We start from the raw sequence: 16,968 nt of genomic DNA, 5'->3' as shown, positions 1-16,968 counted from the left end.
GCTTGAACAGCTTGAGCCGACACGAGTTGAACGGCAACGCGAGCAGCCGAAACGCGCACCGCTGCCGCCGCAACTGCCGCGCACCGACATCCATCACGAACCGGATAGCACGACGTGCCAGTGCGGTTGCGAACGCATACGCATCGGCGAGGACGTGAGCGAGAAGCTGGACTACACGCCGGGCGTGTTCACGGTGGAGCGGCATATCCGCGGCAAGTGGGTGTGCAAGGCATGCGAGACGCTGATCCAGGCGCCGGTTCCGCCGCATGTGATCGACAAGGGCGTGCCCACTGCCGGGTTGCTCGCGCAAGTGCTGGTCGCCAAGTACGGCGACCACTTGCCCCTGTATCGCCAGGAACAGATCTTTGGCCGTGCGGGACTGGCCATTCCGAGATCCACGCTGGGTGCCTGGGTGGGCAGGTGTGGCGTGCAGTTGCAGCCGCTGGTCGACGCACTCCGCCAGGCCATCCTGCTACAGGGTGTGCTGCATGCGGACGAGACGCCCGTGCAGATGCTCAACCCTGGCAAGGGCAAGACACACCGGGCGTACCTGTGGGCGTATACGCCGACTCAGTTCAGCGAACTGCGCGCAGTGGTCTACGACTTCGCCGAGAGCCGCGCCGGTGCGCACGCTCGCACGTTCCTGAAGGGCTGGCACGGCAAGCTGGTGTGCGATGACTACAGCGGGTACAAGGCCTCGTTCCAGCACGGCATTACCGAGATCGGATGCGCGGCCCATGCCCGACGCAAGTTCTTTGAATTGCATGCCAATCACAGCAGCCAGATTGCCGAGCAGGCCCTGTCGTTCTTTACCGCGCTCTACGACATCGAACGCGAGGCTGCGGCACTGGATGCCGACGAACGGCAGCGGCTTCGCCAGCGCCGGGCCAAACCGGTGTGCGATGCACTCCATGAATGGCTGGTGACGCAGCGCAAACTCGTTGCAGAGGGCTCGGCGATTGCGAAGGCGCTGGACTACAGCCTGAAACGTTGGGATGCACTCACGCGCTATCTCGATGACGGGAACGTGCCAATCGACAACAACTGGGTCGAAAACCAGATCCGTCCGTGGGCAGTCGGACGGTCCAACTGGCTGTTCGCAGGATCGTTGCGCGCGGGGCAGCGCGCGGCTGCCATCATGAGCTTGATCCGCTCGGCGCAGCTGAACGGGCTCGATCCACTCGCCTATCTGAAGGACGTCCTGACACGCTTGCCGACCCACAAGGCCAGCGACATCGACGCGCTGCTGCCGCATCGCTGGCAGCCACACTCGAACGCCGCCTAAACTCGCTCGTCAAGACGCGTTGGCTAGCCGCTTACCGACTACCTGCTTCTTCGGCGAATAACACAACGATTGAAGATCTAAAAAAATCACTGCTAGAAAGTCTACGCGATCCTAGCTCGCGTAGACTTTTCGCCATTAAACGGACCAACTTGATCAGTTGAGAACACCCGATTGCGAGAAGAGGACAGTCTTTCCACTAGCCGATACTGTCACGGCTGTGAGCGATTCACGACCGGCTCTCTGCTTACCATGAAATGTTCTGCCATCGTCCCCGCTCTCAAGGACAACCCCATCAAGTGCGGAGGCAAAAACAACTCCATTTGATCCAGCGGAGAAGCCAGTTATCGAATTCGAAAAATCAGTTGCAGAATGCGTCCAGTTGGCACCGTGATCATCGCTTCGATAGACGTTCCCCCGCAGCCCACCTACGAGCAAGGTGCCATCCGGTAACGCAAGCCCCGTCCAAAAAGAGCCCTGATATCCAGTCTCGACGTACGACCAAGTTTGACCGCTATCGGCGGAGCGCAATACAAGACCTTGCTCACACGAAATATAGATTCCGTCCTTGCCGTCCCCAAAGACCGAGAAGAAGTTTCGGTCGGCCTTCTTCGCCCCAGGTGGGACAGGAGCTTTTACGATCTGCCAGCTTGCGCCGCCATCCTTCGTTTGCAGCATTAACGACCACAAACCTACAGCCCAACCATTCTGGCGATCCTTGAAATACACCCCCCATAGAGGCTGATCGACCGAAAGGTCTTTACGCTGCAGTGTCCAATGCTCCCCCCCGTCGCTTGTATGAATAACAACGCCACCGTGCCCGACGGCCCAGCCGTTGTCGCGATCCACGAAGGCAACCGCTGTAAGCGTCGTGTCCACGGGCACCGAACGAGCCTGTCGAAACGATCCTCCATTATCATCGGATAACATAACAATTCCGTGGTCGCCGACAGCAACGATTCTGCTTGACGCCTTAGCTGTACCCAAGACTTGAGTCCCACGTAGAGCCGGACTGGGTTGAGCGGCGTGAATTTGAACCACCGCCGTTCCCGCGATTGGCGGCAGATCGTCCTTCGCGGCAAACGCAACATCGCTACCGGCAATGATAAGAAGCGCAGCGACGCACCTACTCATTTTCAATCGAGTCGTCATTTCACGCCTCCCAATCAATGACCAACAATGCCAGGCGCACGGACCGGCTTACGACGAGGAAACACGCGCTCAAGAATGACCGCTAGAGCCGGCAAAGCCGTCATTGCCATAACCAAGTTCACGATAAACATAAAGGCCAGCAGCTTGCCCATATCCGCCTGAAACTTCAGGCTAGAGAAGCTCCACGTTGCTACACCAATTGCAAGTGTGATTGCTGTAAATATTGTGGCCATCCCGACTTCTAGAATCGAGTGCTCGAGTGCATCAACAATATTCTGCCCTTCCGCAAGGTGGGCCTGAAGTCGGTTGTAGATGTAAAAAGCGTAATCCACACCAATACCCACAGCCAGCACCATTACCGGTAATGTGGCAACAGTGAGCCCAATCTCAAACTCCTTCATGAACCAGTACCCAATAAACGTACCAACCGTCAGGGGAAGGCAGCATGCAACCACCGCCCGCAGATCCCGATACACGACGAAAACGAGGAAGATGATTGCCGCATAGACGTAGAGCATCATTGGCAACTCGCTCTCGGCAACCTCATCGTCGATTGCGGCGAGAACACCGGCATTGCCAGCAGCAAGGCGCACGCGTACTCCTGGCGTGGGGTAAGCATCACGGAACTGCTTGACCGCATCAATCACTCGGTTAATAGTCGCTGCTTTGTGATCGGATAGATATAGGTGTATCGCGGTCATACTGCAGTCCTGGTTCACATAACCTCGCACCCGCCCGATCTCGGAACTGAGGCTAGCGTAGTTGCCCGGATCAATCGGTACGACGTTCATTTTCGGATTGCCTTCGTTGTACCCCTGGCTATAAGAGCGCAGCATTCCCGGATAGGAGGAGATGGACACGACACCTGGAACATTCTGTAGCGCATAGGTCAGCTTGTCATCAAACTGACCAACCCCGGGGCTTTCACACGAGTTCGGCGGCGCCTCAACGACGACAGACAGCCAGTCAAGACCCATATCGAAATTGCTGGCAATTGATACCGCATCACGATTGAACCGCGATTCCGGCCGAAGCTCAGGAGCACCTGGTTGCAGCGTTCCAACCACACGATCCCGGCTTTCCCACACCGATGCCGAAAAGACACCCACAAGGAGGAGCAAGACACACACTGCATTGCGTGGCTCAGCAACCCGGGAGAGCACCCTCAGCCAATTCGAACGTTGCTCACGCTTTTTCATCATCGAATCAGCATACTTTTGATCGAAATGAAAATACGATGCCGTTAGCGGAAGCATTACGAGGTTAGTCAAAATTTTGAACCCGACACCAAGAGATGCGGTAATCGCCAGCTCCCGAATCATGGGAATCGGGATAAGCAACAGTGTGACAAATGACACGAGCGCCGTCACAAGTGCGAGCGTGCCAGGAATGAGCAGACCGGTGAAACTGGTCCGCGCTGCTTGCATGGACGATTTTCCGTGCGCGAGCTCTCGTGTAATGTAATTGATCTGTTGAACGCCATGTGACACACCAATGGCGAAGACGAGGAAAGGAACCAACACTCCCAAGGGGTCAAGACCAAATCCCAATAACTTCAGCGAACCAAACTGCCATACTAGTGACGTTAGAGAGCACACGATCGGAAGTACTGTGAAGCGAATCGAATGGCAGTACCAATAAACCGCAAGCGCAGTCAGAAAGAGCGCAATCACGCAGAACATCAATACGGATTTCGCGCCGTCGGCAATATCACCAATCTGCTTCGCGAATCCAATTATCTGAACTTCGTAGCCGGAATTCTCGAAAGGCTTCCGAATGGAGTTTTCGAGAACATGATTGAATTCAACATAATCCAGCTTTTTCCCATCCGCCCCGAGCTCACTAAGCTCAGCGGTGATCATCGCCGCCTTCCCATCACGCGATACCAGCGATCCAACAAATCCCCCTTCGACCGTTGAGCGTCGAATCTGCGAAATTACTTCCGCGCTCAATCCATCGGGCGTGATAGTACCGGGAATCAACGGCTGAGATCGGAAACCCTCCTCTGTAATTTCGTTAACAAAGCTATTTGGTGTCCACAACGATTGCACGCCGAGACGATCAACATTCGGAAGGTATACAACCGCCTGAGTCAAAGCGGCAAGCTTCGACAGTCCGTCCTTCGTCCAGATCGTGCCATTACGCACGCGCAACACTACAGTAAGGCGGTTCGCAGAGAAGAGGTTCGCCCGATACTGATTGAGTGTTTTCACATATTCGTGACCGACCGGTATCTGCTTTTCAAAACCGGCATCCATTCTCAACTGCGCGGCAAAGAAAGCCATAACGGCTGTGAAAATTACAAATACCCCCAAGACTGGCCCTCGACTACGAAACAGCCAGTCTTCGATACGTTTGATGCGTCGACCTAACACGTTTTTTCTCCTAAGACGGAACCCTCATGACTGAAGGTCCGCCGCAAGCCTTCAATTGCTCACCAGTTTCTGGTGACGAACAATCCGACAAAATTGCGATCTGCGTACGGCTGAGAAAGAGCATTACCGCCAAAGTACATCGTATAGTTCAGGCCGGCTTGCCAAACCGCCGGATTTTGGTTGAACAAGACATATAGGTTCACTGACTTCGCCCCACTCATGTAGTTCGCAGAGAGAGTCGGCGTGTATCCCGACAACGCAGCAGAAAAAGTCACGCCCGGCGTCACTTGCCAGCCAGGAATTACGGTACCGTCATAAGTCCAGTTAAAATCGAGCGTGATACCCGTTGATAGGGCAGTACCCTTGGGGGCCGCGATCGGGTACCCCAGGTTGGAATTCGCCAACCATGTTCCGTACCCAGCAGCGGGGATCTGATACGTGGGTGTACCGTTGACAGAGCCGTAGAATTTCGAATCCGTATTCAGACCAGGAAAGTGGATTGCAGTAAACTCGCCCGTAAATACGGCCATATCTGCGCCCAGGTACTTCAGGAACGGATAGGAAGATTTCGTAAGATTCAACTGGGCGTTGATATCGAACTGAAATTTCTTCATTTCCGTATACGCGTTGCACGTTCCCGCTACGCCGTTGGTGTTGACGTCGGCCGGACCGCCAACTCCATAGCATCCCGAGAGTGCGACTGCTTCACGTGGGCGATAGGAAAGCTCACTGCCGATTGCCCAGTCCCCAACGGAGAAGTTCGCACTCACCCCAAACAATTGACGATTCGGGAGATACGAGAATTGTGCGCTGCCGTTAGCAAGATTAGTCAGAACGGGCGTTTTATCTGTGTAGTTCTCGTAATAAAATGCAAATGTTGCATCGACGAAGCTCGGGCGGTAACCAATCTTCACACCGTACTGCGGACGATTGCTGGGCAAATTGTTACTAAAAGGCACCCCAATCGGGCTAGTCGGGAGGCCAGTATACGCACCATTAACAAGGTTGTTATTGGTTGAGTTCAGCGTACCATTGCTCACTACGCCATGACCGCCCGCAATGGTGCCACCATCAAGGCCACCTACGTTGAAATTGTTACCACTGATCGATGCCGGCTGCGAACCACGACCAAAAACATCCGATGCCGACCAAAAGCCCCCCACTGGCGGGTAGCGGTTACCGACCCATTGCCATTGATAATAGGCTTCTGTTGAAAAACCAGCAGGAAGACTGCTTGCAAAGCTAATCATCGGAGCTGGCAACAGCGCCTGCTTCAGCTGCGTGCCCGGAACAAGTAGCTTCTGGATATCTAGACCGTTAGTAGCATTGATGCCACCAGATGCAAAATAGCTTTCACCCCAGTTGATAACCTGGTTACCGACGCGAACATGCGCGCGCTCGTCTCCGATATGAAAATCTTTCTGTGCCCAAAGATCCAACAATTGGACGTTGCGAACGAGCTGGTTATATGCGCTAGGTGCCAACTCTGTTCGTTGCGTGTGCGCCGCCGCAAAATCATACATGCCAGTGCCGCGGATCATGAATTTATATCCTTCGGACGGCATCGTCAGCAGCAGCTCGGAGGTGAGGCTCAGGTATGCGCTGGTAGGTTGGTACTTACGGTAGTTGAGGTCACCATCGTCGCCGTTCGCCCATTGAGCGGTATTCGCTCCAGGTCCGCAATTAGCTGTATTGGGGTCACCGGTCAGCGAGCAGCTCGGATTCTTCGTTCGAACCGACAGACCACCCGTTACGTTCGTGTTCCACTGCCCCTGCAGATCACCGAATCCGGTGCTGAAAGAGTACGCATATGCTTGACCACTTGCCAGAACGGAGAATACCGTTGGCATAACGAAACTTAGTACTTTCCTCTTCACTTTGCTCTCCCCTGCTGATGGTTTCCGACGAATTGTCTGAACAGCGACCCGCATCAAGTACGCAAGCGCTCAGTCACTCGACTTCGAAAATTTCCGATCTCTACGCAACTGATGTCCCTGCGTGACTTCGCTCTGCTCTGGTCTGCCCAGGCCTATGCATGAACGCCGCCTGCACTCTTCGGTCCGCCTAGGCTATTCAGCCACATCGCACACTTAAGGCAGACATTTGTCGTGTCTCACAGATTAGCCACACATAAACCCGATCCAAAATCCCTTGGCCCTCGAGATTTTTTTGTCTCACTCACTTTGAGTGTAGATAACCAATCCGCCTCTATTTTTTGGTTTCTTTTTTGTTCCCAGCCGTCCGTGAGCCACTCGTTTTCGCGATTCCGTCTTTTTGGAATCTCGTAGGGATACCGTGATCGATATCAATCGAGTGCGTTGACAACGACCAACCACCTCCCTGTCAGAACGCAGACCAGCCGTTCCGAGCAGGGAGTGTTAGCTATTTCCTCACTGCGAACTGACAGCCTGCAGGCTCTCACCCGTGAAAAAACCATCGGTCAGACGTCGGTCAGACTTCGCGTCCTGAATATTCTTGAAATCTTTTCCTGTACCGATGACCGTCATATCAAGAATGTATCGACCATTGATCAGATCGTTCTGAATGAAGGCATTAAGATTGCACGCACCAAGATCCCATTGCGGAGTAATGTAGTTTTCCTTCGCTTTCCAGATCTTCCCTTGAGCGTCGTAGTCATCTCCGAGCGCAGCGATCCAGCTGTCTTCGTCCAGGTAGATGACCTTCTTAGGCGTCGAGTGGCGCATGCCCTGTTTGACAGTTCCAACCAACTCCCAAACCCGGTGCAGTTCGTAACGACGGAACGCTGGATTCACGAAATGAGGTCCAGTGACGTCGCTGAGCTTAGCCGTCGCGTTTTGCATCGCAAAGACGTTATAGGGGATATAGATCTCTTTCTTGCCAACCAGCTTCCAGTCAAACCGATCAGGAAGGCCGTTAAAGACGCCCGTTGAATCGATCGTATACTCATTCTCATAACCGATCATTGGCGCGTCATAGGTGTATGCGGGAAGGCGTCGAACGCGTCGCTGGCCTGTAAAATAGTAGAATGTGTCGGCATCCTTACTAAAGTAGTTTCGCGCCATCGTTCCCTGCCCCGCAAGGGCGGCCGGACTACTATAAACGTAATACTGTCCGCCCTGGAGTCCACCAGACTCCTTAGGGCTGTGCTGCCCCTTGGCTCCCCAAGGGAAGTATCCCAAAGCTTCTGAATGGTATTCAATAGACTGAGTTGAACCTGTCCGAGGCGAGAGATAGGTCAGGATGTCAGGATAGATGGTTCCCGCGCCCTGATATCGCACCAAGAAGTTCCACAGAGCCTGAATCCCGTTTTGAGGCACAGGAAACGGAACGCCGGGCAGCACCGCGTCTTCCAACGACCACCCGTTGCTCCCAATCGCCGACTTCGACGCCCCATCCTTCGTGTTTTGTGCGACATCCTCGGGCACACCACAATCGCGGTGCGTCGGGTAGACCGGCATCGTATACCCTGGAACGTGCTTGAGTGTCTCGATCTGACCAGGTGTCAATTTGTCTGCATACTTATCGACGTTGGATGCGTCGATCACGAAGAGCGGCTTTTCGTCCTTGTATTTCCAATAGTCCTTCCGGGGCTTGCCATACGTCCAGCTCCCCACAGGCTTCGCCTGTCCCTCAAAAGCCGGAATCTGACCATCCTTGCTCCCCGCTTTCTCTGCCCCAGTCGCAGTCAGCTCATCACCGAGCTTCGAAACGTCAGCCGCAGCGACCGGCCAAGAATGGACCGAAAAAAGCGCCAGCGCTGTAAGCGCAAACATCGACTTTTTCATCTTCATGATCATCTCTCCTCTTTATGAACTCGCACGTATCGTCGGGTGCCGACGACAACTCTGGATGCCCACCATTGCCGCCCTCACACACCGGCCAAGAGTTGCCATCCCGCAAACATCCTGACCCGTATGCTTTTAGACTGACCGGTAAGTATAAAAACACCCCAAAAAAAACAGCGCAACGTTCGTGGCTGTGTTTCCTCTGGATGCATCGCCCTAGGCTGGCCATCGTCCCAGTGCTGGCCTCCGGCCTAGCTTCTAGGTAGACGCTACAGTAGTTATGACGCTAGCACCTCTGTTACGAAAATCTACGACAACGAATATTTTGGCACAAGCTTTTTTTTCCACAGCTAGACCTAAAATGACGAAACCCAATCTGGGCAAGGACTCGCGCGGTGCCGGTACTTCCCCTAGTCCCGTTTACTCGGCACGCGGCCAAATCGCATCGCGGTAGGGGAAACACTGATTCACCGTGTAGCTTCTTCGCAGCTCGTACGTCCGCATGCGGCCGGCGCACGTCGGAATAGTGCCATCCGATTGATCCGGTCCGAAACTCGCGCCCCCCCTTCGTCCGCACGATAAAGACAGGCTCGACGGCGCGATGCACGGACGGAGCCAATTGTGGCTACGTCGATCAACGTCCTCGCAGGCATCCTCATCCTGATCGGTCATCGAAGTACTACTTACCCGATGATGTGCTTCTATGAGCACTTATTCCTCGGACGTACGGTGCCGCGCTGGAAGTCAATGCGGCACCGGCACAGGCCTCAAAGCGAGCACGCTCGGAAGTAGATACCGCTTCGAACAGTGAACCGGGCATGACACTGTCGACGTCTTCTTTGGCGTCGACGGAGGGAAAAGCCAGCATCACACCGGTGCGCTCGATCGGAACTGCAAGCGTCTCTACAACAAAACGCGACCCAGCGAAGCGGTCGATCCGCGCACCCTCACCTCCGCACTCAAGACTCGCGTCCGATTGCTGTTCGTCGTAGATCTGTCCTGGACCATCAGTGCGCTCCCTGCAGCCGTCGCCCATCCGAAGGCACAGTCGCCGTCTATTTGCCCGAACTTGCCGTGCGTCGCATCGCAGCTTTGTACGCGGGCGAAGCCCCAGGACCGATGCCCGAGACACTGCGATCACGCCGATGCGGTACGCTCGATTCCGCGTACCCTGCGCCCGATTCGACCGGCCGACGAGAAACTTGCGGGGGCTACCCTATTCTGCAGCTTCGATGACGACCTGGCAGTTCGCCGTACACGAACCGGCAACCGCATTCGCGGGCCGCCAACTCCGATCCATCCACCACTCGACCCCGTTCACTGATCACTCTTCGACCACCAAGCGCTGCTCGATTTAACCGTCGCTCGCTGCGCTTACCTCCACTCGCGAGAGGACCGGCGCGAACCGCCCGCCCAAGCTCACACCGCGCGTGGGCACGGCACTAAGCGAGCAAGCCCGATCGTGTTCCGCACGCAGGCCGCTACCATCGGTACACCTCCCTTTGGCTTAGCAACTTGTCGTCGTCGTGGTTGAGGGGTCGAAGTTTGCCCCCTCTGTGGCCAGTCCTGATCGACATTCCGGACGTCGGCGTCAAGACTACCGCACACCCCCGATCGAAGTTACCGACAAGCCACCTCATGGGCTCATTGCTCGCGCAAGATCCGACAATGCGGAACTCCGCTACCCCGCCCTCTTCACGCTCGAACGGCGCCGCCGCAACGTGTGGTCGACATGCTGCGCGACGACTCCATTTACCAATCCAAGTTAGCCCCGACCTCTTGACAAAAGACATAGCCGCCTTGGACGTCGGGTATCGGTTCCACGACTTCGAACGAGTTACGCCTCTCCCACGATGCTTCCCAACATTGACTTCTGGGGCGGATAGGGCAAACTGACCGATCAGTCATAAAAAACGTCCATCCGTTCACTGATGTATCTCTTCCCCCAAGATCGCCCGGCGGATGTGTGTGGCATCTCTTACGGACCGTAATAGGATCCGGCACAAGGTGCGTCAGGCGACTACCCCAGAGAAATCTATAAAGGAATTTCCTATGCCGATATTCAAGTTAGATGACAAGATTCCCGAGATTCATGAGACTGCGTTTGTCGCCGAGACGGCGTCGATCATCGGAGATGTCGTTCTCGAGGAGAATGTCAGCATTTGGTTTGGAGCGACGCTTCGCGGCGATGACGGGAGCATTCGTGTCGGCGTAGGTTCGAACATCCAGGAGAACGCAGTGCTTCACGCAGATGACGGATACCCTATCCTCATATCCGAAAACGTTACAGTTGGACATCAGGCCATGCTGCATGGCTGCGTGATCAAAAAATGCGTTCTGATCGGTATGCAGGCCGTAATCATGAACGGCGCCATAATCGGGAATCACAGTATCGTTGGAGCGGGAGCGGTCGTCACGGAAGGAAAGATCTTTCCCGAACGTTCGCTAATCCTCGGATCTCCCGCTAAGGTTGTGCGACTTCTCGATGACCGTGAAATTCAGGACCTCGAGAGAGGAGCCGTTCATTATGTCAACCGACGGGGGCAATACAAACGCAGCCTCGTTCGAATCGGATAGTATGGACTCCGGTCCTCACAATAGCAACTACCGGAGTGGCCAAAATCGACCCGGATCATATCAGCGGATACGGACAGTTTACTCAGAAGGCTGTCAGCGATTAAACCCAGTTCGAGTTACAAACAACACAACGGAGGGAACGCATAACGTGCGCCCCTCCGGGTGTCGAGCGGACACCGTCGCAGCCCCCCAACAGCTCTTAGGTAATCGCTCGTTTTGGCGCCATCAGCAGCAGCCATACCAGTGCTACAGCATAGAGAACTGGAATCGACATAAACAGCATCTTATAATTGTTGTGCGTGATCGTGAGCATATAGCCAACAATCTGCGTCATGAACATACCACCAACAGCTGCACACATCCCGCCGAAACCAAATACCGTTCCGACAATATTCCGGGGCGTGAAGTCCATCACGATACTGTAGATATTAGAGATCCACGCTTGGCCTGCTGCAATGCCAAGTGCAATAGCCAAAACTGCTGTCCATAAATGACTTGAGTCGGCCGCGACAACACTAATGACGGCGAGTGCACACAGAAACATGGCACTAAGACGCGCATGAACAGGTTGCATGCCACGGCCGATCAGGAACGACGAGAGGATTCCCCCACCGATGCTACCAGCGTCAGCCGCAAGGTAGATGGCGATCAAGGGCAACCCAATCTGATTTACGCTGATACCCAATGAGTAACGCTGATGAAGATAGGGGGGCAACCAGTACAGATAGAACCAGAACACCGGCGCCGTCAGCGTAAATGCGATTGCGAACGCCCATGTTCCTCGCATTGCAAGAATCCGATGCACCGGGACGCGAACCATCGGCGATTCGGTATCGCTCCTTACGTGCTCCAGTTCCAATTGACTGATCTTCGGATGCTTTTGCGGATCGTAGTAGTTTCGTGCCCAAATTACGGCCCATACCACTCCCAACAGACCAATCGCCACGAATACCGCCTGCCACCCAAGCGCAAGCAATATCAGCGGAAGTAGAATCGGTGTGATGATGGCACCGACATGGGTGCCGGCATTGAACAGTCCCGTTGCGATTCCTCGTTCCGTTGCAGGAAACCAAAGCCGGACAATCTTAACACCTGACGGATAGTTTGCACCCTCAGTCAGGCCCAGAACTAGTCGGCAAATCATGAAACCAGCTACCGACGTGCTCAACGCGTGCAATCCGGTCGCGATGCTCCATAAAAAGACGGCAATGAAAAATACTCGCTTCACGCCAAATCGATCTATCAAAGTGCCCTGTACGAAATATCCAACTGCATAACCGGCCTGGAACCAGAAATTGATATTGGCATAATCCATTGTCGACCAACCTAGAGAGACGCTCAAGATTGGTTGCAGTATTCCAAGTGCCGCACGATCAATGTAGTTGAGCGCTGTCGCAGCAAATACCAGAGCAAGCATGGCCCAGCGCAATCGCCCCACTGAAAATGCTTGGCGCATTGCGTTGGCCCGAGTTTCCCGGGCCCCGACAAGATCGGAGTCGCGCGTAATCGGCATGGTTTCTTCCCTACATTAATCAAAGGTTGACTGGTCGAGAGTCAGCTTCCGCGAGGCCGGACGAACGCATTTTCCTGCCGCTCTCCGGCCAACTTCGAACGTCAGAATCGATGGACGATAGCGACTCGAGCCCCAATCTGACGATTCGTCGTAGACATCAGTGCTGCCGTACCCTGATAGAGATCCGCGTATCGCGCATCGCCAGCTGCTTGCTGCAACGCAATCAGGCCATATACCTCCGTTCGCTTAGAAAGTGCGTATCTCGCGCCCGCGATAAAGCGATGATATTTCAACGTCTCCTGCAAGTAATCGATGTGTCCGACAGTGTATAGATATCCGCCAATCAAACGCAGTGCCGGTGTCATTTGGTAGCGGACCGACACATCGTAGTTATCGTAAGAGACATCACTCGCGGTACCGTTTGCCTCTGAGAATCGCGTTCGGGTATAGATTCCACCGATGGTGACACTATTAAACGCATAGGTGCCACCCGCCGCGAGAATGCTCATGTGATCTGGGTTCCCGATATAGCTCCAAGGTCCATTCGCGCCAATTGACGAGCCGCTCGTATTGGCTAAGAAGTGACCGTCACCGGTCGTGAAAGACTGAGCTGGTCTATTTGCGTAGAGGTAAGATATGGCAACCCGGAGGCCACCTGCAAAATAATCCGTGCCGATACTCAAAACCGGAATAGTACGCCGCGGACCAGCGCCCGTCGAATTGCTGAAATTCATCAGCATGCCGACGCGAAGCCCAGCAAGTACAGGGCTCGTGTATTTCACTGCATTATCGATCCGGAAGGAATTGACAATATTATCGACGTCCGTTGCATGCGCCGCATACGTTCCGAGCTCAGACGTCGTTGACGCGAACTGCATGAAGTCCACGACTGAATCATATTGCCTACCGAATGTGACGGCCCCGAACCGGTCCGATGCCAATCCCACATATGCCTGCCTGCCAAATTCACGCCCACCTTGAGCCGTCACGCCACCGGGAAGATTGAAACCACTCTCGATACGAAAAATCGTCGCGAAACCACTCCCAATATCCTCGCGCCCCAACAATCCCCAACGACTTCCGTAAACCCCAGTGTAGGTTCCATCGCGCATAGCATAAATATTCTTGCCATCCGAATTATTTACAAAATCGATACCGTTATCTATCAAACCATATAGTGTTACCGAGCTCTGCGCACTCGCACCTCCAATGGAGAAAAATACAAGCGACACCGTCAACACCATAGTAATTTTATTTTTCATTCGCATACCGAATTTACTTGACCGCCGAGATATTCAAAATATCATTTGTCGACCGTGAGCTCCCTCACCGCTATTTCCGCCAAGAATCGTTTCTGACACCATCCCGAGATGGTTAGGAATGGAGAGACGGCGAACGGCTACACGAGTTTCCGATCCGGAGATGTTGTCACGAGGTCAGAACTTATATGACGTAAATTTGTCCGTCAAGTCTATTTTTAGACTAATGGGTATGCCTACATGTGCGCGCACATCCGATCCGGGGAAGCTCATCTAAACACGGACTTGTACCGTTCCAGCTCATCAGCGCGGAGAACGCCCACCACCTGCCCGAGTTCCCGCCACGTAAGCCATGAAGTCTCGTGACCGAGACCGCTCAGACGGAGCGGTGAACGCCCTATGATTACCCATTAGCAGCAAGCTTTCGACTTTGCCCTGCCTCAGTTTATCCAGCGGCCGTCACCCTATCGTAGGCGGGCGGCGGAATTGGCATCGAAGCAGAGCAAATCATGTTTTCCAACCGGCTTTGACTACCGCAAGCCGCACTGCCATGGGAAGTCAGTCCCATATGTCGCTTGAGCGGCGCCTACGATACCGCAACAGCGCGCTCAAGCGCACCACACTAACTCCCCTACTCTTTGTCTTGGGAAAGCAGTCCGGCGGCCTACGACAACCTTACGGACGACCAAGTAGAGCGCCGCAACCACGCACCGATCGAGCGCGGACACATCTACACTTGGACTGCGTATTTGTCACACCACGTGATGGCGCCATCTTGACCCTGTGCGATCTTACGATTTCACGCAGCACACTGCCTTTTCAGCAGACGATTCGCTCGGCACGTAGGAAACCAAAAGGCCCCAGACAGGATCCGGCAGTCGACAAGGAAGCCTCTTGGTCACCCAAATTCACATATCGCACACCGGCATCGTGGATGCAACCACGCGTATTTTGAATCGCGTAGACTAGGTAGCTACCCTAATCTTTACCAAATCAAATGTTGACCCTGTCTTCGTTAGTCGTGCGGTTCTGGAGTTTCAACGGCGTCGCCGGCGCTCTTGCTGCGGAGGTAGGACATGATCCGGGCCGGATTCGGCTGCTCAATGCGGTGAGGGCAGTGGGTGCCTCGTTAGTTTCCGCCATTATCCTCTATCAGTTCACCATTCAGTTCAAACATCCAATAGCACTTGCGGCACCCGGGTTCTTAATTTCATTTCTGTGGGTACTTCTTGCGCGCGAGAATACATTTCTCGGGCAAATCGAAATGCTACTCGCATCAAGCGCGATAATTTCTGCAACCCTAATCATATCTCCCCTTCTTAGTAATTTCCAATTATCGTTTGGCGCCATATATCTTTGCGCCGGGATATTTATTGGAATTTTACTCCAAGATTGTATGCGACGCGCTTTAGGCATAACAGTGATCTGGTTCGTCGCAACTTGCGTTGAACTCTATTTGAGCCCGCCGATTACGGCAATTCCGTTTCAAATCGCATCGGTCGCAATTGGTGCAATGTCAACGTTAGCTATTTGCATTCTTTTTTTCCCTCACTCACCCATTCGTATATTGCAAAGCGCTCTGCTCGACTTTCAGTGGAATTCGAATCTCATACGTCACAGCGCACTCAACGGCTCATCACGAGTCGATGTTCGCAAGAAGGCCAATCAGAGGGCATGCGGCCGAATGAGTCGGTCGATAGCGGTGATCGAAAACGAACTGCGCGGTCATCGCTCTCCTCAGTCAGATTCTCTCTTTCATGCTTTGACTCGGGCCCATGCTGCCTGCTGCTATTTGGCTAATCCAGAAGCGCAAATCCTACCGCCAACGTGCAACTCCGCGATACATGACAACGGTTCGGCCGAGTGGCTACGCGGTAGGATGTCCGCACGCATCGCCCTGCTCGACGAATCCATATCAACGCTGCGTATTATTGCCGAGAAGATTGAGATTCGCCCAACCGCTCTTACTGCCAAGAAACCAATTTCTATAAAATCACTCGCGTGGCGACCCGCGATTCAAATCACATCAGCCGTCACGGCGGCACTGTTACTGGCAGAATTCCTTGTTCCTGGTCGATGGTACTGGGCGGTGGTTACAGCAAATGCCGTCCTTGCTCGCTCTAATACCGCAACTCTTCATAGGAGCTTTCTTCGACTCGTCGGCACCGTCGCGGGTTTGGTAATAGGATTGGTGGCGGGCTGGATCATCGGTGGAAATTTGATGCTCACATGTGCAGCAATGTTTGTCGTTATTTTTGCGCTGCACTTCTACATCCCTGCCAACTACGGAATCGGAGTGTTGTTTGCAACGATTTTCGTCGGTTTGTTGTACGCCTCGCTCGGATTCTCTGAGACTCAAATCCTTCTCACGCGTCTCGAAGAAACTGGGATTGGCGTCTTGGCCGCGATATTTGTTTCGATAGCGTTATTTCCGACTAAGACAGTAAGCGAGGCATCGTTAACCGAGCGTGGCGTCCTCATTGCATTGATAGAAGCCGTAGACACACTCGCCAACGACTCCAAAGAGAGCCTTTCCAACACGTACCAACAATTTCGCGTCCTTGATCAAAAATTAATCGAGGCAGAGCTAGCACTGCGACCGGTAATCACCTTAGAAGGCCTTATTGGTAGGCGGACCACCTACGAGCGATGGATCTGCCTTGAGGACTGTTGCTCATGGCTCAAGATTGCGCTTCACGATCTGGATTTGGATTCGTCGAAACCAGCAGAAACCCCGACTCATTTTCGATCGCTGGCATCCATGCTAAAGGGTATCGTGGATGGAACATATGTACTACGAGACGGCTGGGGCCAGCCACTTCCGTACCGCGACACAAATGAAGACGCAACAGCCAGAGTCGCGGCCGCACTCAATCGATACTGGGCGGCAAACCACCGGCAATCCTGACGACCTCGTCGGCCCATAGCAGCATGGGATTGGAGTGCAGCGACCGTGTCAGAAGACACCCGGCGATCGGCTGGTTGCACCCAGTCGGTCCATTTGAACTACGTAAGAGACGGTTTCAAAAAGGCTATTTGGGGC

Annotated in this window: 9 protein-coding genes and 1 pseudogene; 4 read left to right on the top strand and 6 right to left on the bottom strand. The window is 54.0% G+C overall.

What is annotated here, in order from left to right; all coding sequences use genetic code 11:
• The coding region (tnpC, locus tag U5A56_RS36160) for an IS66 family transposase (protein ID WP_321927260.1) at positions 1–1,285 on the top strand (1,285 nt) is incomplete at its 5' end.
• Positions 1,286–1,438: 153 nt separating this feature from the next.
• Here the strand turns inward: tnpC and U5A56_RS36155 are convergent.
• From U5A56_RS36155 to U5A56_RS36140, 4 genes are all read right to left on the bottom strand, one after another.
• Entirely contained in the window at positions 1,439–2,434 is a 996-nt protein-coding gene (locus U5A56_RS36155; RefSeq protein ID WP_257776029.1) for a WD40/YVTN/BNR-like repeat-containing protein, read from the bottom strand.
• A gap of 14 nt (positions 2,435–2,448) precedes the next feature.
• On the bottom strand, positions 2,449–4,809 hold the full coding sequence (locus U5A56_RS36150) for an efflux RND transporter permease subunit (RefSeq protein WP_374692801.1): 2,361 nt from the start codon (positions 4,807–4,809) through the stop codon (positions 2,449–2,451).
• Positions 4,810–4,868: 59 nt separating this feature from the next.
• Positions 4,869–6,659, bottom strand: coding sequence for a DUF1302 domain-containing protein (locus tag U5A56_RS36145; RefSeq protein WP_257776031.1), 1,791 nt, complete (start codon positions 6,657–6,659; stop codon positions 4,869–4,871).
• A gap of 540 nt (positions 6,660–7,199) precedes the next feature.
• Positions 7,200–8,582 carry a DUF1329 domain-containing protein gene (locus U5A56_RS36140; RefSeq protein ID WP_257776028.1) on the bottom strand — a complete coding sequence of 461 codons (1,383 nt, stop codon included), beginning with the start codon at positions 8,580–8,582 and terminating at the stop codon, positions 7,200–7,202.
• A gap of 811 nt (positions 8,583–9,393) precedes the next feature.
• Between U5A56_RS36140 and U5A56_RS36135 the strand changes: the two are divergent.
• Together U5A56_RS36135 and U5A56_RS36130 are read left to right on the top strand one after the other, a co-directional pair.
• Positions 9,394–10,074: pseudogene (locus U5A56_RS36135) on the top strand (IS110 family transposase); the annotation flags it as partial.
• A gap of 554 nt (positions 10,075–10,628) precedes the next feature.
• On the top strand, positions 10,629–11,153 hold the full coding sequence (locus tag U5A56_RS36130) for a gamma carbonic anhydrase family protein (RefSeq protein ID WP_257776027.1): 525 nt from the start codon (positions 10,629–10,631) through the stop codon (positions 11,151–11,153).
• Between the two features lie 199 nt (positions 11,154–11,352).
• Here the strand turns inward: U5A56_RS36130 and U5A56_RS36125 are convergent, their stop codons facing one another.
• On the bottom strand, positions 11,353–12,666 hold the full coding sequence (locus tag U5A56_RS36125; protein ID WP_257776026.1) for an MFS transporter: 1,314 nt from the start codon (positions 12,664–12,666) through the stop codon (positions 11,353–11,355).
• A 101-nt stretch (positions 12,667–12,767) separates the two neighbouring features.
• Positions 12,768–13,928 carry a porin gene (locus tag U5A56_RS36120; RefSeq protein ID WP_124665425.1) on the bottom strand — a complete coding sequence of 387 codons (1,161 nt, stop codon included), beginning with the start codon at positions 13,926–13,928 and terminating at the stop codon, positions 12,768–12,770.
• 994 nt (positions 13,929–14,922) lie between these two features.
• Between U5A56_RS36120 and U5A56_RS36115 the strand changes: the two genes are divergently transcribed.
• Positions 14,923–16,833, top strand: a complete 1,911-nt coding sequence (locus U5A56_RS36115) for an FUSC family protein (protein WP_257776025.1) — start codon at positions 14,923–14,925, stop codon at positions 16,831–16,833.
• Positions 16,834–16,968 lie beyond the last annotated feature (135 nt).

This window comes from Burkholderia sp. BCC1998, assembly GCF_905339875.1.
Taxonomy (GTDB): Bacteria; Pseudomonadota; Gammaproteobacteria; order Burkholderiales; family Burkholderiaceae; genus Burkholderia.
The sequence above is the reverse complement of the archived record's forward strand: the minus strand, read 5'-3'. Positions and strand labels throughout refer to the sequence as shown.